The sequence below is a fragment of the Pedobacter ginsengiterrae genome, assembly GCF_039537385.1.
Classification (GTDB): Bacteria; Bacteroidota; Bacteroidia; order Sphingobacteriales; family Sphingobacteriaceae; genus Pedobacter; species Pedobacter ginsengiterrae.
On the sequence record NZ_BAABAK010000017.1, the window covers coordinates 1 to 24,027 of the forward strand.

Below are 24,027 nucleotides of genomic sequence, written 5' to 3' on the forward strand. Positions count from 1 at the left end.
AATTCTTTCTGTTCAGATTATCTAAAATTTATGCATAGAATTGCTCCCCAACTTTTTTGCTTGATCCAACACTAGGTTTATTTATTTTGATGATTTAAAATCAAATGGAGCTTGAATATATTAAACATGGAGAAAAATTTGAACAAAATAAAAACGGGGTTCTTCTTCTTGCGATTCAGTTCCCCGTTTTAACCTTAATAACAACCGTAATTATCATTAAAGCATCTAATAACTCTGTAAATTGAATTTCTTCGTTTTTACTTGGTTTTTGCAAACTTTTGTAAATCGTTAAGAAGTTATTTCCGATAGCCGTGTTCCGTAAAACAATACTATTTTCAATAATGCCTGTTTAAGCCTTTTGGTTTTCGAATACATAATCTCTCGACTTTGTATTTATATTCTTAATTGGTTTAAACCGCTCAAAAAACAACCATATTCTTATGAAGTTAATCCGAAAAACTTCCCCTTTCGGTTCTGTTTCTCTTTTGGATTCTCTTTTCAGACTTTCAATTACTCCGTATTTGATATATTCTAATATAGGGTGAAAAACGATCTATGTCAATAAAAATATATTCTTTTTATAAACAAAGTTATCAACCTGAAAATCAGACTTGTTAACATATAAATTTGCCAAAAACATTGTTTTCTGCATTTGAAACAAAATATAGCGTTACTTTATCCACACAAACACATAACTAACTTACTAACAAACAGATAACAAATAGTGAAATTATATATTTATGTTTTCTGCTTAAAAGCTTAAAGTTTATGAAAAAACTTAATCCAAATCATTCAACAAAAACATAGGTAATATGTTATTTTTGTGATATGCAGATCAAGCAACCCATAAGAAATATTCAGGATTTTTTACTCAGCACCTATTTTGCTGATGGGTTGCGCATAACAATTGGTGTGCTGCTTCCCTCCTTAGTATTTGCTCAATTCGGTTTACTTAAATACGGAATGACCTTATCTCTCGGTGCGCTATGCGTAAGTGTTGTTGATAGTCCTGGACCAATGGTACATCGCCGAAATGCTATGCTAATTACAGCTGTGCTCATATTCATATTTTCGATATTAACGGGATTAACCAACAAAAGCCATTATTTTATTGGCTTTCTGTTAATTGTATCCAGCTTTATCTTCTCAATGCTCTACATATATGGAATAAGGGCGGCATCTATTGGTACCGCTACCCTATTAATAATGGTTTTGAGTATCGACGATATAAGACCGTGGCAGGAAGTATTAATCCATTCGCTAATGGTTTTAGCAGGTAGTTTATGGTACACTGGATTAAGTTATTTTGTTTACCGATTACGCCCTTATCGATTGGTGCAGCAATCGTTAAGCGATTCGATTATCGAGGTTGCAGAATTTTTAAGGGAGAAAGCTAAGTTTTACCATCGAAATAACAATTACGATAAAACATATGCAGATTTATTGCAATTGCAGGTTTCCGTTCATGAAAAGCAGGATGCAGTTCGAGAATTATTATTTAGAACTCGTGAAATTATTAGGGATTCGACACCTGAGGGCCGATTTTTAATGCTTGTGTTTGTTGATATGGTAGATTTGTTTGAGCAGGTAATGTCTACCTATTACAATTACAAGCAATTACACGATCAATTTGATTCTGCTAACATATTGCCAGATTACGAAATGGCTATAAAACGCATTTCTTATGCTTTAGATGATATTGCTTTCGCGTTAAAAAGCGGTGGTAAGCCTGTTATTTCAAAACGATTGTTAATAGAAATTGAGCGTTTAAAAATTAAAATAAATAATTTCGAAGGAAACAACAATAATAACCAATTTAGCACCTCTGCTATTATCGCTTTAAAAAATATTGAGGTTAATATCGAAAACATACTTGCTAGAGTAAAAACGATTAATAATTATTTTAAACTCCGCAATAGTAAAGATATAAGAAAGGCTGATGTTGATACAGAAAAATTTATTACTCGCCAAAAATTTGATTTTAATCTATTTACAGAAAACTTAACCTACAGTTCATCCACTTTTAGGCACTCTTTAAGGGTTACTGTTGTTATGCTTTTAGGTTATGTCGTTTCTCAGATTCTCAATTTTTCTCATAGTTATTGGATACTTTTAACCATTCTGGTGATTTCTAAACCAGGATTTAGTTTAACTAAACAGCGTAACTATCAAAGATTGATAGGCACTACAATTGGTGCTTTTATTGGTATGGGTGTGGTAACCTATATTCATGATAAAAATACGTTATTTGCGATCCTCTTAATCTGCATGATTGGCTGTTATAGTTTTCAACGAAAAAATTATGTTGTAAGCGTATTATTTATGACGCCCTACATCTTGATTTTGTTTGATTTTTTGGGAATGGGTTCCATAGCTCTAGCAAGAGAAAGAATTTACGATACTTTTATAGGCTCAGGAATTGCACTTTTAGCGAGCTATTCGTTATTTCCAACATGGGAACGAGATAAACTAAAGGATGCGATGGTTAATATACTTTTGGCAAACAAAGCGTATTTCGAGCAAATTGCAAAACTCTATTTTGAAAACAATTACAATCGAACAGATTATAAACTGGCAAGAAAAGAGGTTTACGTTAGCACAGCAAACCTTGCTTCTTTATTTCAAAGAATGTTCTCCGAACCAAAAAGCAAGCAAATCTTTATAAAAGAAGTTCATCAATTTACTGCGCTAAGTCATTTACTATCTTCATACATGGCAACTTTATCGCTGTATAACAAAGAACACGATTTTCATGTCGAAAATTTTGAAGCGCTAAAGCCAATAGCAAACAACACGGTTTATTTGCTTGATACTTCAATTGAAAATTTGCATAAAGGACAAAATACAATTGATAATGTACCTTTAATCCGTTTAAATGAAACTGGTTTTAGCATAAAATCAGGAGAAGATTTAATACCAGAACAATTTGATTTAATACAAAAAGTTGCCTACGATTTATACAAACTTTCTGTTAAAATAAAAATCTAACTTTTATCCAATTGCTCAAAAATTGCACAAATATTAAAGGGCAATGTTAAAATAGAACCGTTATCTAGTTTAAAAACAATTTGAATTTCACATGCTGTTTTCTTGCTTTCCAAATCTTTAGAACTAATCATTATTGGATAAAATTTTTGTTCTGGATTATCTGATTTGATTATTTCTTCTCTTGATTTAAATTTCAATTTGGTTTCAATACCGCCTTCTTTCAAATAAATCCGATCAATTTTTTTGTAATTACCATTCGATACGAAATCTAACATCAGCTTATCATCTAAAAGAGATGCATTCTTATAAAGTTCAAATGCATAATATTTATTATCATCTCGATAATATTGATAATCTAAGCTTTGTTTCTGCTGTGCAAAACACATTTTTGATAGCGCAATAAAAAAGAATATAATTAAGGATGTTTTCATTTTTTAGAATTTAGGGCATGGAACTTTAAAACCTTTAAAGTTATTGTGTCGATAGATTAATGAAATTTCGTAAGTACGTGGAGTAGAACTTAATACACGATTACTTAAAATTGTATAATTAATACCTGCACTAACATTACCGAATACTAACCCCAGATATGGGTAAACCGACGATTCGTTAAATTTATACCACAGACCGCCATTCAATTTCAACTTCGTTTGATCGTTGGGCTTAAAACCAATTACTACACCAGCTAATTTATCATTAATATTCCCCTGGCCATTGTAAATTGCAGTTAAGTTGAAATCAACATAATCATTTACTAGATAAAGTAATCCAAAGTTTACTGTCCTTCTTGCAGGTAAGGCGTTATTAGTTGCCCCAAGAAGTGTTTCAACAGGTTTGGTAAGGTGGTATTGAGCATAACCAACGGCTAAACTCATCCGCTCGAAAGTTGCAGAAAAGTTAGCTCCAATATTTAAATCGAAATACGATGTTCTATCGTTTTGCAGATTTAAATAATTTGGCAATGTAGGATCGAATCCACTCCCATTATACTGAGATGCAAATGTAAGTTTGTTATAATCTAAAAACCTCGAAACATAAGATATTTGAGGTGCTAAGCCAAACTTAAACCGATGATGAACATCAAGATATTGATAATAAGAAGCGCTTGCGCTAATGTATTGTGATTTTAATGCCTTATTGAAAGATTCATCAAACAAGCCACTAACCCCTATTGAAAACACACTATTTGTAAAGTTCTCATCGGCAATTAGTTTAACATCTCCAGATATACTGTACGTATTATATGGATCACCAAGATTTCCCCATTGTTGCCTGGTATTTAAAGCTAAGCGATAGTCGCCATCGAAAAACCCAGTAAAAGCTGGATTTAAAGCCAAAGGCGCAGCAAAATACTGAGAAAATTTTGGGTCTTGTGCAGAACAACATATAGTTATAAAGCACAATATTAGAGTTGTTATTTCTTTGTACATTATAATATTAATATAGTTTTACCTTTTGATTGAAATTTCCCGCCCAAAACATCTATGCCTTCTGCAAACCATGAAAAAGTTTCCATTGGATGCATTTTAGAATTAAATTGCCCATCCCAGCCAGTTGAAACCATACTGCCAGTTTGATAAACCAAAATGCCCCATTTATTATAAACCTTAAAGCTTATTAATTTTTGTATGCTTGTAAAAAATGGATAAAGTAGATTGTTCGTAGATTTTTGAGGGGTAAAAGCTGTTGGAACAACTATTTTAGGAGCTGGTAAAACAGTTACCACAAGCGGAGCTGATATAGAGCATCCTTTATCACTTTCTAACGAAATATAATAAACACCACTTTTATTTATTTTTGTAGGATCGGCAAGTTGTTTAGTAAGCGAAGCATCCTCATAATAACGAGCCTTTACATAGCCCTTACTACCTTTAACGATATCGGCAGATGTTAAATCAATATAATCATAATCGAAAATTGAATTGGGTTGATTTAAAACAATTGTTGGCAATGGATTAATCGTAACATTTATTTTTGCAGATACAAAACAGCCATTGGCATTTGTAATTTTCACAAAATAAGCCCCCGTAGTGGCTATTTGGCTTGGTAGAGTAATTTTGTTGCTTAAATTACTATCGGTATAATATGAATAGGTTACTCCTATGGTAGTTCCAGTATATAAACTTTGTTCTGTGATATCAATTGTAGAAGGATAACACACAGGGCTCGGATCTTTTGTTACCAAAACGGGTAAATCAAAAACTACTACACTAATTTTATCGGTAACCGCACAACCCAAAACATTTGTTGCTTTAATATAATATGTTCCACTTCTGTCGATTTTTGTTGCATCGGGTATTATCTGATTAAATGCTGCATCATAATAAAACTGATATTTTAAATCTTTATCGCTACCAGTAAAATTATTTAAGGCACTAATATCAACGGTTTCAGGATAGCAAACAGCTTTGGGATTTGTTATTTTAAGGATTGGTTTAGTATTTACAATAACATCTACAGCTAAAATTTTACTACAGCCTAAATCGTTGCTGAGTTTGGTGTAATATCTTCCACTAACATTTATTCTGGTTGGATTAGCTAAAGTTTTAGTAGCCGCCGCATCAGTAAAATAACCTTTAGTTACATCAGTTAAATCCCCAACATATATATCATCATTTGATAAATCTACAGTCTGATTATAACAGGCTTGAGGTGGATTTTTAATTGTAATATTTGCTATGTCGAAGATCGAAATATCTACACTGCTAACGCTTTCGCATCCTTTATAATTTGTGGCTTTTATATAATAAGTTTTATTCTCATTGATCTTTATCATCCCAGTTATAGGAATTGATAAATCTTTGTCTTCATAAGCAAAGTAACTAAAATCAGCATTTCTATTAAGCACATAATCATCTGATGTTAAATCAATTAAAGTACCTTGACAAATTGTATTTTTTGGTAGAAGTTGAAGTTGGTAATCAACCGCCATAACAACAGCACTTAAAGTACTCGGACAACCATACCCAGTAAAAGGTACTACATCAAGAACGATTACTGTACCATCTGGTGGTGTTGGTTTAATTTTAACCGTTTGCCCTGTCCCATATTTAATTGTTCTATCACCATTGTACCAATCATAGGTTTGAAATCCACTCGGACCCGAAACATTAAGTTCTTCAGAGCTTTTACAGTAAGTATTACCGATAATTAAATCTCCACATAAATTGTTCACATCAACATAAGCATAGCCAAAATGCCCACCCAAAGTACAATCTCCAGTTATAAATTCTAAAAGGAGTTGTTTTCCTTGGTACCCAGACAAATTTATTGTTACTGGAGTCCATTCTTTATATATAACAGTACTACTTGATTTAGATTTTTTGAAGCCAGGGAGTGTTGAAGTTGCTATGTATTCGAATGAGGCGCAAGGGATATATTTACCCGTTTCAACATCTTTTACCCTTGCAATGAAGCGTGGTTGTTCTTCCTTAGGATGATTAGGATCTTCGAATACTACTGCATATTGATATGTAAGGGTAAATTCGGAACGATTGGCTGGTACATTTATCAGATATGAAATCCCCTCACCTTGTGCGCCAGTTCCATTATTCCCAACCTTAACAATATAGTTTCCACCACTCTTCGGAACAATTTGAAATTGACCATACTGATCCAAGGCTGTTTTGTTGTTCTGTAAGGTATGCCTACCCAAAACTGCAGAAGATACTTCGGTTAGATTTACACCTGAAAAATTAGAGGTTCCTGTGTAAATTTTCCAGTTTTTGAAATTGCCATTTTCAAAACCAATGTTTTCTGGACATAATTGTGCTTGTAATTTTGATGGCATAACCATGCTGGCTATACATAACATCAATAGTAATCTATAAATCAATAGGGAGCGATATTAATAATTCTATATAAAAATAGTTATACTGGTATAATTAGTTAGTCGTTTTTTTGTGTTTATGTATTTTTTTACACGAAAACTAGGCGTAAAAAAAATATTTCACCAGGCATAAAAGCGCACTTATTTAGCTGGCGATCAGACTAATTAAATCAATTAATTCTTGCTTTAAATTTAAATTTGAGGCAAGAAATTTTACACGAAAACTATTCGTTTTTTGTATGGATAAAGGCATTTTTCAAACAATTTTGCTTAGATAGCTGTTGTTTATGCTTTAACCGAAAATTATGGAAAAGTTATATACAGCTGAAGTTACAGCTACAGGAGGCAGAGACGGGCATATCAAATCAAACGATGGTCAATTGGAATTTGAAATTAGAAAGCCAAAAGAACTTGGCGGTCAAGGTGGGGCTACTAACCCAGAGCAGTTATTTGCTGCAGCTTGGGGACCTTGTTATTTAGGCGCTTTAGGTTCTGTTGCCGAACGAGAAGGTGTAGATGTTAGTGAAGCTTACGTTAATGTTTTGGTTTCATTTAATAAAGATGGAAATGCCTTTGTACTTTCAGCAGATTTAGATGTACATATCCCAGGAATATCGCATGATGAAGCCCAATCAATTGCTGAAAAGGCACATAAAGCTTGTCCTTACTCAAAAGCAACTAGAGGAAACATAGATGTGAGAATTACAGCTATTTAAATAAGTAAGAATAAAAACGGACTTTGCTAGTCCGTTTTTTTTATGATTAATATTTTCTGTTGCAACCTTATAGCAAAAGCTTGCTAGCCAAACCTAAAATTAAAAGAAAGCCAAAAACATCGGTAAAAGTGGTAATAATTATGGATGAAGCAATTGCTGGATCGATACCAACTCTTTTTAAGATTAACGGAATTCCAGCTCCAGTTATACCAGCAATTACTAAATTACCTGTCATTGCCAAAAAGATAACCAGTCCCAGCATGGGGTTTCCATCGAAAAAGAATGCAAAAATGAACACGATTAAGCCATTGGCGGCTCCATTAATTAAACCGACAGTAAATTCTTTTAATACCGTTCTATAAGCCTGCTTATCTGTTAAATCATAGAGCGAAATACGACGAACCGTTACCGCCAAAGCTTGTGTTGCGGCATTTCCACCCATACCTGCAATAATGGTCATATAGGCAGCCAATGATGGAATTAATTTAATTGTTGGATCGAAATAGCGTACAACTGATGAAGCTAAAAAAGCGGTTCCTAAATTGATAATAAGCCAGGGCAAACGGGATTTTACAGCTTCGACCCAATTACCACTCAGTTCTTCATCTTCTGATACACCTGATATTTTTAAAATGTCCTCCGTACTTTCCGCTTCCATAACGTCAATAACATCATCGAAAGTAACTCTACCTAATAATTTCTGATGCTCATCAATTACTGGAATACTGGTTAAGTTATACTGAGAAATCAAATTAGCTACCTCTTCCTGATCGGTATCAGGATGCACATAAACTGCATCGATTTTTACAAGTTCAGTGATTTGAGCATTGTGCCTGGCCTTGATGATATCTTTTAGAGAAACAATGCCTTTAAAAATCTCATTATCATCTACAACATAAATGGTATAAAATTCCTCCATCTCTTCACTCTGACGGATGATTTCATCAATTGCATCTTTCTTAGTTAAGTTAATGTTTACACAGATCAGTTCTGTGTTCATTAAACCACCAGCTGTTTTCTCGTCGTAAGTTAAAAGATTACGAATTTCAGAAGCATGCTCATCTTGTAAGTCTTCCAGAATTTCCTTCTGTTCGTGGTCTTCAAGTTGAGAAATAATGTCGGTAGCATCATCATAATCCAGTTCTTCAACAATTTCAGTACGCTTATCGGGATGCAGCTGAAAAAGTAAATCTTCAGGATGAGATTCCTCATCCATCTCAGAGATAATTTCTGAAGCTATTTCTGCAGGCAACAAATTAATAATGTGTTGCTGTTCTCCTTTATCTAAGCGTTCGAATAAAATTGCAATTTCTGAGGCATGATATTCCCCTAAAACTTGTTTTAAAGTTTCATCACCAGCTAAAATTGCATTTTTAACCTTCAGTACGTCGCTCTTATCTATTTCGAATGATGATTGCATATTTCTTGAGCTTCTAAAATAGCAATTCTAATACATTTTTAATGTTAAAACTTCTATTTCCAATAAAGAAAATTGTTGGAGGGTTATTTAAACCAGCCTCTACGCCAAAAGTATATAACTTGTATAATGGCAATAACAAGCATAACAAGCCAGGTGTATAAATAGCCATGTTCGGCATAAAGTTCTGGCATGTTATCGGTTAATATTTTACCAGTTGTTGGGTCTTCCCTACTAAAATTCATACCGTAAATACCAGCAATAAAAGTTAGTGGAATAAATATGGAAGAAATTATGGTAAGAACTTTCATAATTTCATTCATCCGATTACTAATGATGGATAAATTCATATCGATGTTTGCCGACGCAATTTCTTTTAAAGACTCTATAAAATCGATAATTTGAATGCAATGGTCGTAAGCATCTTTAATGTATGTTTTAGTTAGATCAGAAATCAAGGGGCTATCACTTCGCAAAATGTCGTTTAATTTATCTCTTTCTGGCCAGGCTACTTTCCTAATTGTAATTAATGATCGCTTTATGGCTTGTGTATCATACATAATTCGTTTATCAGGATTATCAAATAAACGGTCCTCAATTGCATCCAATTCTTCGCCCCAAAAATTAAGAAGCGTAAAATAGTTATCTACAATTGCGTCCATCATGGCATACATTAGGTAACTACTTCCACCTATTCTAATATTTCCTTTACCTACTTCTAGCCGTTTTCTAACAGGATTAAAGCAATCTTCATAATTCTCCTGAAAAGTAATTAAGAATTTTGGTGTAAGGATAAACGATATTTGCTCATTACATAAACCATTTTCTTCGCTTAAATAAAGGTGTCTGCTAACTGAAAAAACATATTTATCATTATCATATTCATCAAGTTTTGGCCTTTGATACGAACTTGTGATATCTTCAAGCACCAATCTACTTACATTTAATTTTTCGTATAAGGTTTCAAAAATGCTTGGATCAGCCAAACCTTTAATATCAAACCAATAGAAAAAATTACTATTCTCGGTTAGCTTTTCTATATTATCGATGTTTTTTAATTCTTCATTTTTATAAGATTTATCATCATAAGTATGGAAAGTGATAATGGGCTTTAACGCATTTTCATCAATGGTATATAAACCTGGACTGGTGCCAGGTTCGGGCACTTTATAGTGAATGTGTTTATTGCGTTTTTTATTTTTAGCCATAATTAAAGGTATAACTTAGCCTGCGGACCTTGATTGAATAACAAATCGACAATACTTAAGTTAGGAATAAACTGATGTTTATCTTCAAAAACCTGAAAATATTGCTTATTGTTTAAATATTCATCAGTTTTTTTTGGACTCATCATATTTCGATAATCAAATTCAGGCTCAATATGATCATAATACTCGGTGGTAAAATTAAAAGTGATATCCAATTTAAGCTTTTTACATAGCCATTCTATCAGTTCAAGGTTGTAATCGAAAAGGAAATCAAATTTCTTATTATAAAAAAGTACTAACTCATCCTCGTAAAATTCGAAATAAGCCGAACTGCGATAACAACTTTCCAAACTCATCCAATGTAAGCGCTGCCAGTTAAAATCGTAACTAATTTTAACATCTTTAATTGCTGTTCTCATTTTTGCACCTTTTACTACTGGAACAGTAATATCGAGTTTTCCGTTTGGTGAGTATATCCCAGCTCTGTTTCGGAAGGTTTGTTTAGGAAAATGCTCAAATTTTTCGATTAAAAAATCGGGCTTAATTTGTTGTATTTTACTAAAATAGCTTACAGGAGGAAGATAAAATAAAGGAAGTATAGCGGTATTTTGCATTTGAAAATATATGTTTGTAATTCAAACGTTTTAAAATTAATGATTAAAAGAGGGATTGCGCACGTGGGCGTATTTTTTTTATGCCTGATTTCGCTATTGCCTCTGCAAATATTATTTATTTTTGCAAGATTACTATATTATATCCTTTATTACGTAATCCGTTATCGAAAAAATGTTGTTCGTAATAACTTAACAAACTCCTTTCCCGAAAAATCTGAACAGGAAATTATCAAAATCGAAAAGAAATACTTTAAGTTTTTAGCAAATTTGATTTTCGAAATCATTAAGCAGAAAACAATTTCAAAAAAGGAAACTTTAAAAAGAGTAAAATTTGTAGGCATTGAGCAATTAGAAGCTCATTTTAGCAAGGGTGAAAGTGTTTTGGCTTGCACTGGTCATTATGGAAATTGGGAGCTAGGCACTTTAGCTTTAGGCTTAAATATCTCTGCTAAAACGATTGTGATTTACAAACCAATAAATAATAAAACTTTCGAGTATTGGTTTAATAAACTTCGTACTAAATTTGGAAATGTATTTGTTGCCATGAAACAAACTTTACGTAGTATGGCAACCTATAAAAATGAACCAAGTTTATTGTGTTTTGCAAGCGACCAATCGCCTACCCGCGAGGAAAGTAAATATTTTCTTACCTTTTTAAATCAGCCAACTGCGGCTTTATTAGGAGTAGAAAAAATTGCAAAATCTACAAACAGACCTATTTATTACTTTAAAGTGAGCTCTGTAAAAACAGGCTATTATACTGTTGAAGTTTTACCAATGTGCTTAAATCCTTCTTTAACTGCTGATGGTGAAATTACCAATATGCACTTTAAGTTTTTAGAAGATATAATTAAAGAACAGCCTCAATATTGGCTTTGGAGCCATAAACGCTGGAAATTTAAACCCGAATAATAATAATGAATCCATCAGTAGCAGTTGTAATTTTAAACTGGAATGGTAAAGCTTGGTTACAACAATTTTTACCCAGCGTTTTACTCTCAAAATACGATAATTTGCAAATTGTCGTAGGCGATAATGGCTCTACAGACGATTCTGTATCCTATATTAAGCAAAATTTTCCAACCGTTAAAATTATAAAAAACGATGTTAACTACGGTTTTGCTGGCGGATACAACAAAATTTTAGAACGTGTTGACGCTGATTATTTTGTGCTTTTGAATTCGGATGTAGAAGTTACTCCAAACTGGATTCAGCCTGTTATTGATTTGATGGAGAGCGATGATAAAATTGCTGCAGCACAACCTAAAATTAAATGGCAAGAAAATAAAGCGCAATTTGAGTATGCTGGTGCAGCAGGCGGTTTTTTAGATATTTATGCTTTCCCATTTTGCCGTGGAAGACTATTCAACATTTACGAAATTGATAAAGGCCAATACAATGATACCAAAGAAATTTTTTGGGCAAGTGGTGCAGCTTTTTTTATAAAAAGTAAGTGTTGGCTAGAAACTGGTGGTTTGGATGCAGATTTATTTGCTCACATGGAAGAAATCGATTTGTGCTGGAGGTTAAAGAACCTTGATTACAAAGTAGTTTATTGTCCTGATGTTGAAGTTTACCACGTCGGTGGCGGCACACTTCAAACGGAAAATCCTTTTAAAACCTATCTTAATTTTAGAAATAACTTAATCATAATGCAGAAAAATCTTCCTGCAGGAGATGCTATTTTTAGAATTTTCATTCGAATGTGTATTGATTTTATTGCCTGGTGGCATTTTCTTTTAAGTGGAAAGCCGAAGTTTACATTGGCTGTAAGTAAAGGCCATTGGCATTTTATTAAAGCACTAAATAAAACGGCATCAAAAAGAAAACAAATCCAAAAACCCTATGCAGAGCATACTGGAGTTTATAAAAGCAGCGTGGTTTGGGCGTTTTTTATCAAGAAAATTAGATTCTTTTCTAATTTATAATTAAGCATTAAAAAGTAAACTTTCAATCGCCAAACGGTAACCATTCATTCCGAAGCCAGTTAAAACACCTTGGCAATTTTTGCCTGTTAAAGAAGTGTGCCTAAATTCCTCTCTAGCATAAATATTAGAAATATGAACTTCTACAACAGGTGTTTTAATTGCAGCAATAGCATCTGCAATAGCAACTGAAGTATGCGTGTAACCACCAGCATTTAAAATAATCCCATCGTAGCTAAAACCAACTTCGTGCAGTTTATTTATAATTTCGCCTTCAACGTTACTTTGAAAATACTCGATATCAATTATAGTATAAATTTCTTTTAGCTTAATTATATACTCATCAATGCTTGTATTACCATAAATTGATGGCTCACGTACGCCTAAAAGATTTAAATTCGGACCGTTGATAATTTGTATTTTCATGTTGATATTATAACGTTAAATGTTGTAACGTTGCAATGTTATAAAAAATCTTAAATAAAATCATGCTTTGGCAATCATATATTAAAGGATTTAAAGGTTATTTAAAATTAGAGCGCTCGTTGTCAGGCAATTCTGTTGATGCTTACTTAAATGATATTGATAAATTAAATCAATATTATCAATCTTTAAATGTAGAGCCAGCCTTAAATGCAATTGTTGCAGCAGATATTAAATTATTTATAAGCTGGCTTAACGAACTGGGTATGCAAGCGAGTACGCAGGCAAGAGTTATTTCAGGATTAAAATCGTTTTTTACTTATTTAATGCTTGAAGAGGTAATTGTAAACGATCCGATGGCGTTAATTGAGGCTCCTAAACTTAGCCGAAAATTACCTGACACCTTAAATATTCATGAAATTAACAGCCTAATTGATGCTATTGACGCCTCTAAACCAGAAGGCATGCGTAATCAGGCCATTATCGAAGTTTTGTATGGCTGTGGTTTACGGGTTACTGAACTAACCGAACTAAAAATTTCAAATCTATATCCTCAAATAGAATTTTTAAAGGTTATTGGTAAAGGAAATAAAGAGCGGCTGATCCCGATTGGTGGTGTTGCCTTAAAGCTTTTGGATCTTTACATTCATCAAATCAGGGTTCATGTAAAAATTAAAAAAGGAAATGAAGATTTTATCTTTCTGAATCGTTTTGGAGCTAAACTATCGAGGATTTCGATATTTAACCTAATTAAAAGTTTAGCCGTTCAAACTGGATTAAAAAAGACAATCAGTCCACATACTTTGAGGCACTCTTTTGCTACTCATTTAATAGAAGGAGGAGCAGATTTACGTGCTGTACAAGAAATGTTGGGGCATTCGAGTATTACTACAACCGAAATTTACACACACATAGACAGAGATTTTTTAAGAGAAGTAATTACGCAATTTCATCCTCGTTCTTAAGGATTAGTTCTAGCCATAATCATTCTATCTTTGCCCTGCATATCCTTCTTTAACTCTATGTTTTTAAATCTTTTATCAATAAGTATCTGAAGCGTTTCTTCCCATAAATATTCATTAATTTCGAAAAATAAATAACCATTTGGATTCAGATTACTCAAAGCAAAATCGGCAATTGCTTTATAGAAAATCAAAGGGTTTTCGTCACTAACAAATAATGCTGTATGCGGCTCATGTATCAAAACGTTTTCATGCATTTCTGCTTTTTCAAGCTCTCTGATATAAGGTGGATTACTCACAATTACATCGTACATCTTATCTGTTGAATATTTTAAAATATCCGCTTCAATTAAGTTGATACTTATTTTGTTCAATTGTGCATTTTCAGCAGCAACTTTTAAAGCTTCAGAAGAAATATCGATAGATGAAACATCTAAATGTGGTAAATGCTTTTTTAATACGATTGGAATACAACCCGAGCCAGTTCCAATGTCTAAAAGTGACTCCTTTTTATCTTTAACATGATTAATAACCCAATCCACAAGTTCTTCAGTTTCTGGTCTTGGTATCAAAACGTTGCTCGTAACTTTGAAAGGTAAACCGTAAAAAATAGTTTCTCCTAAAACCTGTTGAACAGGCTTACCTGTTTTCAAATCAGTCAAAATTTTCGAAAGTTTATTAGAATCTTTAGCTAAAATCTCTTTTTCATTATCGATAACCAACTGGCTTTTCGTTACTTTTAAAACACTGCTTGCAGCTAAATTAAATATTGCTTTCGCCTCGTCGTTATCGTAAAAATGGCTTAAACTCTGTATATATTCTTTTTCTAAGGCTTTAATATTCATCGATTACAAAAGTAATAAATTGGTAACTATCCTTGTCATAATTTAACTACTTTTGCGCTAATGAGCGATGAATTTTACATAAAACGTTGTTTAGAGTTAGCAGCGATAGCAATTGGAAATGTAAATCCAAATCCGATGGTTGGTTGTGTTATTGTTGCCAATGGTAAAATTATTGGCGAGGGTTTTCACCACAAATATGGTGAAGCCCATGCAGAGCCAAACGCCATTAAATCTGTTTTAGAAAAATATGGTGATGAAGCCGAAAATCTACTAAAACAAGCCACTGCCTATGTTAATTTAGAGCCTTGTGCACATTTTGGAAAAACCCCGCCATGTGCCGATTTATTTGTAAAGTATCAATTAAAAAAAGTTGTTATTGGCAACCGAGATCCGTTTTCTGGTGTTGATGGAAAAGGCATTGAGAAGCTTAAAAATGCAGGCATTGAAGTTTTAAGTGGTATTTTAGATGATGAATGTAAGTACTTTAACAGACGTTTTTTTACCAGAATACAAAAACAGCGACCTTATATTATCCTTAAATGGGCAGAAACTGCAAATGGCTATTTTGCCACAACAGACGGCCATCAAAAATGGATAAGTGGGGCATTGGCAAAACGTCTTGCTCACCAATGGCGAACAGAAGAAGATGCAATTCTAATTGGCAAACAAACCGCCGTGATAGATAATCCTCAATTAACAAGTAGAGAATGGCCTGGAAAAAATCCAGTAAGGTTGGTAATTGATAAAAATCTTCAGGTACCACAAAGCAATAATATTTATAACAAGGAAGCAAAAACTATTATTTTTAATGAAATTAAAACTGATGTGGTTGATAATATTCATTACATCCAAATGGAAGATATGCACTTCTATTTAGCTCAAAAAATTGCCTTTCAGTTATATTTAATGGATATTCAATCGGTTATTATTGAAGGCGGTGCAAGTATTTTAAAGCAATTTTTAGAGGCCAATCTTTGGGATGAAGCTAGGGTTTTTGCTTCAGCAAACAGCTGGAATCAAGGTATCCCTGCTCCTGTTGTTAATGGCGACATAACAGCTCAGATTATTATTGGTAATGATAAACTTTCTATCTATATAAATAAATGATATACATAATTTTAAGTATTTTTTGCAGCGTTACCGTTGCTGTATTGTTAAAGCTCGCAAAAAGATACAAAATCAGTATTATACAAGCCGTCACATTTAATTATTTAACTGCGCTAACCCTATGTTTTCTTTTTTTTAAACCCGATGTTAAAATAATTACAGGAACTGCACCCTGGCCGATTTATATCGCGTTAGCCATTTTACTTCCAACCATATTTTTATTTCTTGCAGCATCGGTAAAAAAACTGGGAATTGTTAAAACCGATATCGCTCAACGTTTATCGCTTTTTATACCAATTCTTGCAGCGTTTTTTATTTTTAAGGAAGATTTTAATCAACTAAAATTTATAGGTCTTGGTGTCGGTTTTTTAGCTATCATTTTAACTTTCCTTAGAAAATCAGAAAGTAAATCCGAATCAGGTAACTGGTTCTATCCAATAATAGTTTTCGTTGGTTTTGGTATTATAGATGTGCTTTTTAAACAAATAGCCTTACACAAAGAGTTGCCTTATACAACATCACTCTTTACGGTTTTTAGTCTGGCTTTTTTTGTTTCATTAATTATCATCATTATTATGATTGTTACTAAAAAAACTAAACTACAATTGGTTAATATAGGCTGCGGATTAATTTTAGGGCTATTTAATTTTGGTAATATCCTTTTCTATTTAAAAGCGCACAAGGCCTTAGCCACAAATCCATCTACTGTTTTTGCAGCTATGAATTTAGGTGTAATTGTAGTTGGTAGCTTAATTGGTATTTTGGTTTTTAAAGAGAAACTAACTAAACTAAATTATTTCGGAATTGCACTTGCATTATGTGCTGTAATTTTAATCACTATATCTCAATTAAATGCTGTTCGATGATTCATATAAAACAATAAATGGGGCAGCTGAAGGTATTTTTAGAGATAAGGGCAGTAAATTTATTGCTTACGCCTATCCTATACGTTCCGAAGAAGAAATTAAACCATTAATTAATAATTTGAGGTCGGAACATGCCAAGGCACGGCATTTTTGCTATGCTTATCGTCTTACTCCAGATCGATCTGTTTATAGAATTAACGATGATGGTGAGCCATCTGGAACAGCAGGCAGACCGATTTTAAACTGCCTTTTATCAGAAGATTTAACCAATATAATAATTGTTGTAGTTCGATACTTCGGTGGCACTTTACTTGGTGTTCCAGGGCTAATAAATGCTTATAAAAATGCAAGTCTAGAGGCAATTTCAGCATCAAACATTATCACAAAAACTGTAAATGATATTTATGATGTTCATTTTGAATATTTGCAAATGAATGATATTATGAAAGTTATTAAGGATGAGAATCTTGATGTTTTATCTCAAAACTTTGATATAAATTGTATTTTAAAATTTGAAGTTAGAAAAGCGCAATTAAATCAGGTTTTAAGTAAGTTTGATAAAATTGAAGGCATCAAACTAAAATATATTCAAACTATTTAACCAAATATGAAACCAATTTAATGGGTTCATTTCATTAAAAGCATAATCTAATTATGAAAATAGCAGAAAGCGATTTAATTATCAATCCTGATGGAAGTATTTACCATCTCAATCTTTTACCTGGTGATGTTGCTGCAACTGTAATTACTGTTGGCGATCCTGACCGTGTTGGAGAAGTAAGTAAATATTTCGACAGCATCGAATTTAAAAAAGGCAAGCGCGAATTTGTAACGCATACTGGTTTAGTTGGAAATAAGCGAGTTACAGTATTATCTACAGGGATTGGAACTGATAATATTGATATCGTTTTTAATGAGTTGGATGCGTTAGTAAATATCGATTTTGAAACCCGTGAAGTTAAAAAAGAACTTACATCCTTAAATATCATTCGTGTCGGAACTTCTGGTGCCGTTCAACCTGATGTTCCAATGGGTACAATTTTAGCATCTTCTTTTGGCTTAGGAATGGATTCTTTGATGAATTATTATGTTCATGATTTATCTGGCGATGAAAGAAGTTTACTCGATGATATTAAAGCTCATTTCGGTCATTTAAAAAATATAAATCCTTATTTAACTGCAGCTAGTGATGCTTTATTAAATACCATTGGTAAGGATATGGCAAAAGGAATTACCATTACAGCGCCAGGTTTTTATGCACCACAAGGCAGACAGGTTAGGGCCAAAAATGCGGTACCTAACTTTATTAAACTGATAAATAGTTTTAAAAGTAATCAGAACAGGATTACTAATTTGGAAATGGAAACTGCTGGAATTTATGCTTTGGCTAAAGTTTTAGGTCATAAGGCGCTTTCTGTGAATGCGATTTTGGCCAGCAGAGTAAACCTTGAATTTAGTAACGAACCTAATAAAATAGTAGAACAGGCTATTAAAATGGTTTTAGAGCGGATATAAAAAAACTGCTACGATTAAATTTATTCGTAGCAGTTTTTTTATGCGGATGGAATTCCTTCTTTAACGAGCTCTGTTTGTTTTGTATCGAGATAGCTACAAGTCATGCTATTCAAATCAATTACCCATTTTTCTACTCCAGCATCAGCCGCTTGCTTACAAAAAGTAAAATAATCTGTTTCACCCCGCTGATGAATTTTTAATGCATGTTCTAATTTTTCGGCAGAAGATTCGCTATTAATAACGAGTTCTGGATATTCATCTGGACTTGCCTGAACGGAATAATCGTCGCTATTAAAGTAGACAGATAAACCGTTAGCTACATAAACATCGTTTCTGACTACTCCTAATGCCTTAATCTCCTTTATAAATTGAGGAAAATCAGCTCCTGTTTTTATTTTTGATTCTGCTGCTTTAATTTCTTCTATGCTGAACATAATTATTTGGTAAGTGAAACTTTAAAAATGGTTGTTTGCGTGTACAAATCTTCAGGTTGTAAAACTGTGGTCGGAAATTCGGGAATGTTTATTGCATTCGGGTGATGTTGTGTTTCGATACAAAATGCATCATAAGCACCATAATCTCTGCCATCTTTCCCATTCTTAGCCTTTAAATACTTCGATGTGTACAAATGTGCTACTGGTTCGGTTGTGTACACGCTTAAAGTTAAACCGCTTTCATCCTCAAATGTTTTACTCGCGAGCGATAAATCGCCATAGGTTTTATCCAGCACAAAAGTTTGGTCGTAACCTTCCTCAGGATTCCAGTCTTTTGAAAGCTTTTTAGATTCGGTAAAATCTAAAGCTGTTCCTTTAACAGGTAGTAATTTTCCAGTAACGCAATAGTTGTCATCCTGCTCCAAGTAATTTGTTGCAAATATTTGTTGTTTATGTTTACCAACATTACCACCATTAGGCGATAGATTAAAATAACCATGGTGCGTTAAATTAATGGCGGTTGCTTTATCCGTTTCTGCTTCATAAGTTAAAATAAGCTCATCATTATCCGTTAGTTCAAAGGTTAAATCAACGATTAAACTACCAGGAAAACCTTCTTCCCCATCAACACTTTCATATTCAAGCGTAACAAAAGATTGATTCTCTTCTCCCAATTCAACAATATCCCAAACCTTTTTATCAAAACCAACAATTCCACCGTGTAAGCTATCGGTGCCCGTATTTTTTTCTAATTGATAATCTACGCCTTCAATCGAAAATTTTCCGCCTTTAATTCGGTTTGCATAACGGCCAATAACCGAGCCGATATGAGGATTATTTTCTAAGTATTTTTCATCAAAATATCCTTCTATATCATCAAAACCAAGTACAATATCCTGCATTTCACCTTTGATATTTTTCACCACAAAACGGTTAATTATTGCACCATAATTAAAAATTTCGACATAAGTACCTTTGCTGTTGGTTAGTTCGATTGCGATAATTTCTTCGCCATCAATAAATTTTCCTGTAGATGTTTGCTGAATGCTCATAAATTGTAACTTAGGGCTTTTGTTTCCTAAACAAACATACTATTATTTAAATATTTTCAACCAAATGAAGATTAAACTTGAAGAAAAATTTGCTGAGCTATACCATAAAAATGCTGATGCTGTTTACTTTACACCTGGCCGAGTTAACCTTATAGGCGAACATATTGATTACAATGGCGGATTAGTGATGCCTTGTTCAATTACTCTGGGAACTTGGCTAGCAATTGCACCAAACAGTGATAATAAATTCACATTTAAAAGTTTAAATTTTGAAGTTCAAACCGAGGTTGAAGCAAATATTAGTCACGAAAAAAATGGAAACCTTTGGGCAAATTACCCTATCGGTGTAATAAATGAATTTATTAAAGATGGTAAAGAAATCACAGGTTTAGACTTTTTATATTTTGGAAATATCCCTATTGGTTCGGGTTTATCTTCTTCTGCTTCGATAGAAATTGCAACAGCTTTTGCATTAAATGAATATTTCAATTTAGGTTATGATAAACTGGAATTAGTAAAAATGGCTAAAAGAGTTGAAAACGATTTTATCGGTCTGAATTCTGGTATAATGGATCAATTCGCGGTAGCTTTTGGAGAAAAGGATAAAGCAATTGTTTTAGATTGCGAAACACTAAAATATAAAATGGTTGATATAAATTTAGGAAACTACGTTTTAGCGATTATTAACACTAAAAAACCCCGAGAACTGGCAGATTCTAAATACAATGAAAGAGTTGAAGAATGCCAGACCGCACTAAAATTATTAAACGAAGAAATAAAACTTAACAATTTATGTGATTTAACTGCCGAAAAGTTTGCATTACATAGTCACCTAATTACGGATGAAGTTATTTTAAACCGTGCAACTCATGTTGTAAAAGAAAATGATCGAGTGCATTTAGCGGCTAAAGCTTTAAATGCAGGGGAATTAAGTGATTTTGGCAGATTAATGTATGCTTCGCACGAATCGCTAAGAACTTTGTATGGAGTTAGTGGAAAAGAACTAGATGCCGTGGTTGATTTTTGTGCAGATTACGAACATGTAATTGGCGCACGGATGACTGGCGCTGGGTTTGGCGGTTGCGCAATTGCTTTACTGGAAAAAGGTTTCGAAGAAGATTTTGCAAAGCATTTAACTAATTATTATGTTGATAAAATCGGTTATCCAGCAGAAATATATGTGAGCGAAATCGGAAACGGCCCAATAAGATTATAGAATTAAATATATTTACAATGCTGATTTTAAGTCTTTAAGATTTAGAATCAGCATTTTTTAATAAGAATGAAGAAATTAAAATTAGATGAGCTTAATAGAGCTGATATAGAATCGTTTAAGGCGCAAGAAAAACTTCCTGTTGTTGCTGTTTTAGATAATGTGAGAAGTATGCACAACATTGGTTCTATTTTTAGAACCGCTGATGGTTTCGCACTAGAGCAAGTTGTACTTTGCGGTATTACCGCCCAACCTCCACATCGCGAAATCGAGAAAACTGCATTAGGTGCTACACAATCTGTAAATTGGGTTCATTATCCAGAAACTACAACCGCGGTAGACGAATTACGAGCTCAAGGTTATGAAATTGTAGCGATTGAACAAGCTGAAAACAGCACAATGCTAAATACATTTACACCAGATTTGGACAAAAAGTATGCTTTAATTTTCGGAAACGAAGTTGATGGGGTGAGTGATGAAGTAATGGCAAAGATTGATGAGTGCATAGAAATTCCTCAATTTGGAACCAAGCATTCATTTAATATAACCATTTCTGCTGGAATTGTTTTTTGGGATTTCTTTGCTAAATTAAGGTTGTAATATCTTCAGATGGAAAATTTATTTTTAAAAAAACTTCAAATAAAACCGAATTTTACGGTTAAAGTAATTGATGCACCCGAAAATGCAGCTGCTATTTTTGGAAATATTCCATCTGAAATATCCCTAAAATATACAGATGATACAACTTTCGATGTACTTATTGCCTTTTCGATTAGTAGATTACAACTCAATTCGCAAATAGAAAATAATCTAAAATCAATTAACTCTAAAACTATATTTTGGGTTTTTTATCCAAAAAAATCATCTAAAATTTCTTCTGATTTAGATTTAATGAAAACCTGGAAGGAACTTGGCGTTTATAATTTATCGCCTTGCGCATCGGCAGCTGTAAACGAAACCTGGACTGGTTTAAGGCTAAAATTAGCAACCGAAGTAAAACACTCGGGTGTAGGAAACCAACAAATTAAATCGAACGAATACGGTAATTATATCGATCCAGTAAATAAAACCGTAAAATTACCTGAAGATTTAGCATCAATCTTAACTCAAAATCATACTGCCTTGAGTTATTTCAATAGTCTGGCTTATTCTCATAAAAAGGAATATGTACTTTGGATTTTAACCGCAAAGCAAGACAAAACAAGACAAGCAAGGTTAGAAAAAACAGTAAATATGCTTTCTTTGGGTAAGAAAAATCCATCAGATAAAGCTTAAATATTAAGTACCAAATTCTCGTTTGTATAGAAAAGGCTACAAAATTTAACCAGATTTTAATGGTAAAAAGACTTTTATGTAAATTATTTTCATGCCGCTAATCTTCTCATTTATTGCTCTTTGTAGCAATAATTATACTTTTGGCAAGATTTTTTCTTGGTAGTTGCAAAACAGTTATGATGAAAAAGCTGTTTACCCACTATTATTTATAAAATTAAAAACATGAATACGAGAATTACAAAATCAACAATGTTGGTTGCCTTATTAGGATTATCATCGCAATTATTTGCACAAGAAACACCAACAGTATCTGGTAGATTCGGTAAGCAGAACTTAAGAACATGGAGCGTAGGTGCTCAAGCTGGTATCTTCAGCCAGAATACAATTTTAGGAGGAGGAAGTGTTAAAGCAAGAGAATTTAAAAGCGTAGGTTACGGAGCTTTTGTTAAAAAACAAATTTTACCTGCTTTAGGCTTACAAGCCGATTTTTTACGTGGAGAAATGAAAACGCTAAACACTACGAGCACTATCGAACAAAAAAACAGCATCAATTGGGCTGGTTCATTAACTGCAGTATTAAACATTGCTAATTTCAGCTTAAATACTGAAAACGCAGTTTTAATCCCTTACGTTAAAGCTGGTGCTGGTTACATGTCGTCAGATTCGCAAGTTGGAACAACTCAAGTTTTTCAGGATAGAGAAGGTTGGTATATACCAACAGGTGTTGGATTTAAGTTTGGTGTATCTAAAGGTGTTAACATCGATTTAGGTTACGATATTAACTTTATCAAATCATCACCAACTGTTAAAAGTGCTTATTTAGAGAACAGATATTCTTACTCGCACGTAGGTGTTGAATTTGCTTTAGGTAATAAAGAAAATTCGCAATTACAAAACTACAGTGCTATTGCCGATTTACGCAAACAAACTGCTGAAGAAAGTAACGAATTAAGAAGAGCATTATCTACAGCTGAAGAAAACGCAGCTAGAGACAGAGCACAATATGCTAAAGATTTAGCTGATGATGATAATGATGGTGTTGCAAACAAATTCGATAAATGTCCTGGAACTGCATCAGGTACTGTTGTAGATGGTTCTGGTTGTCCAATTAAAGTTCAACGCGAAATTATTAAAGAAACTAAAGTTGTTGTAACAGAAGCTGATCGTAAAGTTGTTAAGGATGCAATTTCTAATTTAGAATTCGATTTAGGTAAATCAACAATCCGTTCTAAATCTTTCGCTACTTTAAACCGTGTTGCGGCTTTATTAGTAGAGAAAAACTTTAGCTTAAAATTAGCTGGCCATACAGATAACACAGGTGGAAGAGAATTAAACTTACGTTTATCGAAAGATAGAGCTGAATCGGTAAAAGCTTATTTAGTTTCTCAAGGTGCTAATGCATCAAGAATCGAAGCTACAGGTTACGGACCAGATCAACCAATTTCTACAAACAAAACTGCCGCTGGTCGTCAAGAAAATCGTCGTGTAGAATTTACCATTTTTTAATTTGTAAATAACCGTTGGTTTTAAAATCAGTTTAAAACATAACTAAAAATAGCCGCCAAATTATTGAGGGCACTGAAAAAGTTACCTCCTTTATTGGGTTAACTTTGAAAATCGATCAGGTGAAACATGTTT

Annotated in this window: 23 protein-coding genes; 13 read left to right on the plus strand and 10 right to left on the minus strand. The window is 33.1% G+C overall.

What is annotated here, in order from left to right; translation table 11 throughout:
- Window positions 1-828 precede the first annotated feature (828 nt).
- Window positions 829-2,988 carry an FUSC family protein gene (locus tag ABD692_RS16730; protein ID WP_344768795.1) on the plus strand — a complete coding sequence of 720 codons (2,160 nt, stop codon included), beginning with the start codon at window positions 829-831 and terminating at the stop codon, window positions 2,986-2,988.
- Here the strand turns inward: ABD692_RS16730 and ABD692_RS16735 are convergent.
- Genes ABD692_RS16735 through ABD692_RS16745 form a run of 3 tightly spaced genes read right to left on the minus strand, consistent with a single transcriptional unit; the run spans window position 2,985 to window position 6,778 of the window.
- Window positions 2,985-3,419: a hypothetical protein gene (locus ABD692_RS16735; RefSeq protein ID WP_344768797.1), complete on the minus strand. Its 435-nt coding sequence runs from the start codon at window positions 3,417-3,419 to the stop codon at window positions 2,985-2,987. The two genes, ABD692_RS16730 and ABD692_RS16735, sit on opposite strands and share 4 nt — an antisense overlap.
- A gap of 3 nt (window positions 3,420-3,422) precedes the next feature.
- A complete protein-coding gene (locus tag ABD692_RS16740; protein ID WP_344768799.1) occupies window positions 3,423-4,418 on the minus strand; it encodes a PorP/SprF family type IX secretion system membrane protein in 996 nt (331 codons plus the stop codon).
- On the minus strand, window positions 4,418-6,778 hold the full coding sequence (locus ABD692_RS16745; protein ID WP_344768801.1) for a hypothetical protein: 2,361 nt from the start codon (window positions 6,776-6,778) through the stop codon (window positions 4,418-4,420). The genes ABD692_RS16740 and ABD692_RS16745 overlap by 1 nt, the downstream gene beginning before the upstream one ends.
- A gap of 344 nt (window positions 6,779-7,122) precedes the next feature.
- On the opposite strand from ABD692_RS16745, the gene ABD692_RS16750 reads away from it, so the two are divergent.
- Window positions 7,123-7,533: an organic hydroperoxide resistance protein gene (locus ABD692_RS16750; protein ID WP_316760480.1), complete on the plus strand. Its 411-nt coding sequence runs from the start codon at window positions 7,123-7,125 to the stop codon at window positions 7,531-7,533.
- 67 nt (window positions 7,534-7,600) lie between these two features.
- On the opposite strand, the gene mgtE is transcribed toward ABD692_RS16750, so the two are convergent.
- The 3 genes from mgtE to ABD692_RS16765 form a co-directional block, all read right to left on the minus strand.
- Window positions 7,601-8,953 (minus strand): magnesium transporter, encoded by a 1,353-nt coding sequence (gene mgtE / locus ABD692_RS16755; RefSeq protein WP_316760482.1) that lies wholly within the window; start codon window positions 8,951-8,953, stop codon window positions 7,601-7,603.
- 83 nt (window positions 8,954-9,036) lie between these two features.
- The gene (gene corA, locus ABD692_RS16760; RefSeq protein WP_316760485.1) at window positions 9,037-10,158 is read right to left on the minus strand and encodes a magnesium/cobalt transporter CorA; all 1,122 of its coding nucleotides are present in this window, start codon (window positions 10,156-10,158) and stop codon (window positions 9,037-9,039) included.
- Between the two features lie 2 nt (window positions 10,159-10,160).
- On the minus strand, window positions 10,161-10,772 hold the full coding sequence (locus ABD692_RS16765; RefSeq protein ID WP_344768805.1) for a WbqC family protein: 612 nt from the start codon (window positions 10,770-10,772) through the stop codon (window positions 10,161-10,163).
- A gap of 39 nt (window positions 10,773-10,811) precedes the next feature.
- Between ABD692_RS16765 and ABD692_RS16770 the strand changes: the two genes are divergently transcribed.
- Both ABD692_RS16770 and ABD692_RS16775 read left to right on the plus strand, forming a co-directional pair.
- Complete coding sequence (locus ABD692_RS16770) at window positions 10,812-11,684, plus strand: lysophospholipid acyltransferase family protein (RefSeq protein ID WP_316760490.1); 873 nt, start codon at window positions 10,812-10,814, stop codon at window positions 11,682-11,684.
- Window positions 11,685-11,689: 5 nt separating this feature from the next.
- Window positions 11,690-12,700: a glycosyltransferase family 2 protein gene (locus ABD692_RS16775; protein ID WP_344768808.1), complete on the plus strand. Its 1,011-nt coding sequence runs from the start codon at window positions 11,690-11,692 to the stop codon at window positions 12,698-12,700.
- Here ABD692_RS16775 and aroQ read toward each other — a convergent pair whose 3' ends face one another.
- Window positions 12,701-13,123, minus strand: a complete 423-nt coding sequence (gene aroQ / locus ABD692_RS16780; protein WP_316760495.1) for a type II 3-dehydroquinate dehydratase — start codon at window positions 13,121-13,123, stop codon at window positions 12,701-12,703.
- Between the two features lie 62 nt (window positions 13,124-13,185).
- Here aroQ and xerD point away from each other — a divergent pair, with 62 nt between their 5' ends.
- Window positions 13,186-14,085: a site-specific tyrosine recombinase XerD gene (gene xerD / locus ABD692_RS16785; protein ID WP_344768811.1), complete on the plus strand. Its 900-nt coding sequence runs from the start codon at window positions 13,186-13,188 to the stop codon at window positions 14,083-14,085.
- On the opposite strand, the gene prmC is transcribed toward xerD, so the two are convergent.
- Window positions 14,082-14,927: a peptide chain release factor N(5)-glutamine methyltransferase gene (prmC, locus tag ABD692_RS16790; protein ID WP_344768813.1), complete on the minus strand. Its 846-nt coding sequence runs from the start codon at window positions 14,925-14,927 to the stop codon at window positions 14,082-14,084. The genes xerD and prmC overlap by 4 nt on opposite strands.
- Before the next feature lie 60 nt (window positions 14,928-14,987).
- On the opposite strand from prmC, the gene ribD reads away from it, so the two are divergent.
- The 4 genes from ribD to ABD692_RS16810 are packed head-to-tail and all read left to right on the plus strand — an operon-like array spanning window position 14,988 to window position 18,415.
- On the plus strand, window positions 14,988-16,034 hold the full coding sequence (gene ribD, locus ABD692_RS16795; protein ID WP_344768815.1) for a bifunctional diaminohydroxyphosphoribosylaminopyrimidine deaminase/5-amino-6-(5-phosphoribosylamino)uracil reductase RibD: 1,047 nt from the start codon (window positions 14,988-14,990) through the stop codon (window positions 16,032-16,034).
- The gene (locus ABD692_RS16800) at window positions 16,031-16,900 is read left to right on the plus strand and encodes an EamA family transporter (protein ID WP_344768817.1); all 870 of its coding nucleotides are present in this window, start codon (window positions 16,031-16,033) and stop codon (window positions 16,898-16,900) included. The genes ribD and ABD692_RS16800 overlap by 4 nt, the downstream gene beginning before the upstream one ends.
- Window positions 16,887-17,501, plus strand: a complete 615-nt coding sequence (locus ABD692_RS16805) for an IMPACT family protein (RefSeq protein WP_344768819.1) — start codon at window positions 16,887-16,889, stop codon at window positions 17,499-17,501. The genes ABD692_RS16800 and ABD692_RS16805 overlap by 14 nt, the downstream gene beginning before the upstream one ends.
- Window positions 17,502-17,554: 53 nt before the next feature.
- Window positions 17,555-18,415, plus strand: coding sequence for a nucleoside phosphorylase (locus ABD692_RS16810; protein WP_344768821.1), 861 nt, complete (start codon window positions 17,555-17,557; stop codon window positions 18,413-18,415).
- Between the two features lie 38 nt (window positions 18,416-18,453).
- On the opposite strand, the gene ABD692_RS16815 is transcribed toward ABD692_RS16810, so the two are convergent.
- Window positions 18,454-18,849, minus strand: a complete 396-nt coding sequence (locus ABD692_RS16815) for a DUF1398 domain-containing protein (RefSeq protein WP_344768823.1) — start codon at window positions 18,847-18,849, stop codon at window positions 18,454-18,456.
- 2 nt (window positions 18,850-18,851) lie between these two features.
- Window positions 18,852-19,901 (minus strand): aldose epimerase family protein, encoded by a 1,050-nt coding sequence (locus tag ABD692_RS16820; protein ID WP_344768825.1) that lies wholly within the window; start codon window positions 19,899-19,901, stop codon window positions 18,852-18,854.
- Window positions 19,902-19,965: 64 nt separating this feature from the next.
- Between ABD692_RS16820 and ABD692_RS16825 the strand changes: the two genes are divergently transcribed.
- From ABD692_RS16825 to ABD692_RS16840, 4 genes are all read left to right on the plus strand, one after another.
- Window positions 19,966-21,117: a galactokinase gene (locus ABD692_RS16825; RefSeq protein WP_344768827.1), complete on the plus strand. Its 1,152-nt coding sequence runs from the start codon at window positions 19,966-19,968 to the stop codon at window positions 21,115-21,117.
- Window positions 21,118-21,183: 66 nt separating this feature from the next.
- Window positions 21,184-21,714 (plus strand): RNA methyltransferase, encoded by a 531-nt coding sequence (locus ABD692_RS16830; RefSeq protein ID WP_316760514.1) that lies wholly within the window; start codon window positions 21,184-21,186, stop codon window positions 21,712-21,714.
- A 9-nt stretch (window positions 21,715-21,723) separates the two neighbouring features.
- Window positions 21,724-22,389: a YdeI/OmpD-associated family protein gene (locus tag ABD692_RS16835; RefSeq protein ID WP_344768830.1), complete on the plus strand. Its 666-nt coding sequence runs from the start codon at window positions 21,724-21,726 to the stop codon at window positions 22,387-22,389.
- Window positions 22,390-22,611: 222 nt separating this feature from the next.
- Window positions 22,612-23,895 carry an OmpA family protein gene (locus ABD692_RS16840; protein WP_316760521.1) on the plus strand — a complete coding sequence of 428 codons (1,284 nt, stop codon included), beginning with the start codon at window positions 22,612-22,614 and terminating at the stop codon, window positions 23,893-23,895.
- The last annotated feature ends 132 nt before the right edge of the window (window positions 23,896-24,027 follow it).

Coding starts and splice junctions, on each gene's coding strand:
- ABD692_RS16730 (WP_344768795.1), top strand. CDS start 829: ATGCAGATCAAGCAACCCATAAGAAATATTCAGGATTTTTTACTCAGC.
- ABD692_RS16735 (WP_344768797.1), bottom strand. CDS start 3,419: ATGAAAACATCCTTAATTATATTCTTTTTTATTGCGCTATCAAAAATG.
- ABD692_RS16740 (WP_344768799.1), bottom strand. CDS start 4,418: ATGTACAAAGAAATAACAACTCTAATATTGTGCTTTATAACTATATGT.
- ABD692_RS16745 (WP_344768801.1), bottom strand. CDS start 6,778: ATGCCATCAAAATTACAAGCACAATTATGTCCAGAAAACATTGGTTTT.
- ABD692_RS16750 (WP_316760480.1), top strand. CDS start 7,123: ATGGAAAAGTTATATACAGCTGAAGTTACAGCTACAGGAGGCAGAGAC.
- mgtE (WP_316760482.1), bottom strand. CDS start 8,953: ATGCAATCATCATTCGAAATAGATAAGAGCGACGTACTGAAGGTTAAA.
- corA (WP_316760485.1), bottom strand. CDS start 10,158: ATGGCTAAAAATAAAAAACGCAATAAACACATTCACTATAAAGTGCCC.
- ABD692_RS16765 (WP_344768805.1), bottom strand. CDS start 10,772: ATGCAAAATACCGCTATACTTCCTTTATTTTATCTTCCTCCTGTAAGC.
- ABD692_RS16770 (WP_316760490.1), top strand. CDS start 10,812: ATGATTAAAAGAGGGATTGCGCACGTGGGCGTATTTTTTTTATGCCTG.
- ABD692_RS16775 (WP_344768808.1), top strand. CDS start 11,690: ATGAATCCATCAGTAGCAGTTGTAATTTTAAACTGGAATGGTAAAGCT.
- aroQ (WP_316760495.1), bottom strand. CDS start 13,123: ATGAAAATACAAATTATCAACGGTCCGAATTTAAATCTTTTAGGCGTA.
- xerD (WP_344768811.1), top strand. CDS start 13,186: ATGCTTTGGCAATCATATATTAAAGGATTTAAAGGTTATTTAAAATTA.
- prmC (WP_344768813.1), bottom strand. CDS start 14,927: ATGAATATTAAAGCCTTAGAAAAAGAATATATACAGAGTTTAAGCCAT.
- ribD (WP_344768815.1), top strand. CDS start 14,988: ATGAGCGATGAATTTTACATAAAACGTTGTTTAGAGTTAGCAGCGATA.
- ABD692_RS16800 (WP_344768817.1), top strand. CDS start 16,031: ATGATATACATAATTTTAAGTATTTTTTGCAGCGTTACCGTTGCTGTA.
- ABD692_RS16805 (WP_344768819.1), top strand. CDS start 16,887: ATGCTGTTCGATGATTCATATAAAACAATAAATGGGGCAGCTGAAGGT.
- ABD692_RS16810 (WP_344768821.1), top strand. CDS start 17,555: ATGAAAATAGCAGAAAGCGATTTAATTATCAATCCTGATGGAAGTATT.
- ABD692_RS16815 (WP_344768823.1), bottom strand. CDS start 18,849: ATGTTCAGCATAGAAGAAATTAAAGCAGCAGAATCAAAAATAAAAACA.
- ABD692_RS16820 (WP_344768825.1), bottom strand. CDS start 19,901: ATGAGCATTCAGCAAACATCTACAGGAAAATTTATTGATGGCGAAGAA.
- ABD692_RS16825 (WP_344768827.1), top strand. CDS start 19,966: ATGAAGATTAAACTTGAAGAAAAATTTGCTGAGCTATACCATAAAAAT.
- ABD692_RS16830 (WP_316760514.1), top strand. CDS start 21,184: ATGAAGAAATTAAAATTAGATGAGCTTAATAGAGCTGATATAGAATCG.
- ABD692_RS16835 (WP_344768830.1), top strand. CDS start 21,724: ATGGAAAATTTATTTTTAAAAAAACTTCAAATAAAACCGAATTTTACG.
- ABD692_RS16840 (WP_316760521.1), top strand. CDS start 22,612: ATGAATACGAGAATTACAAAATCAACAATGTTGGTTGCCTTATTAGGA.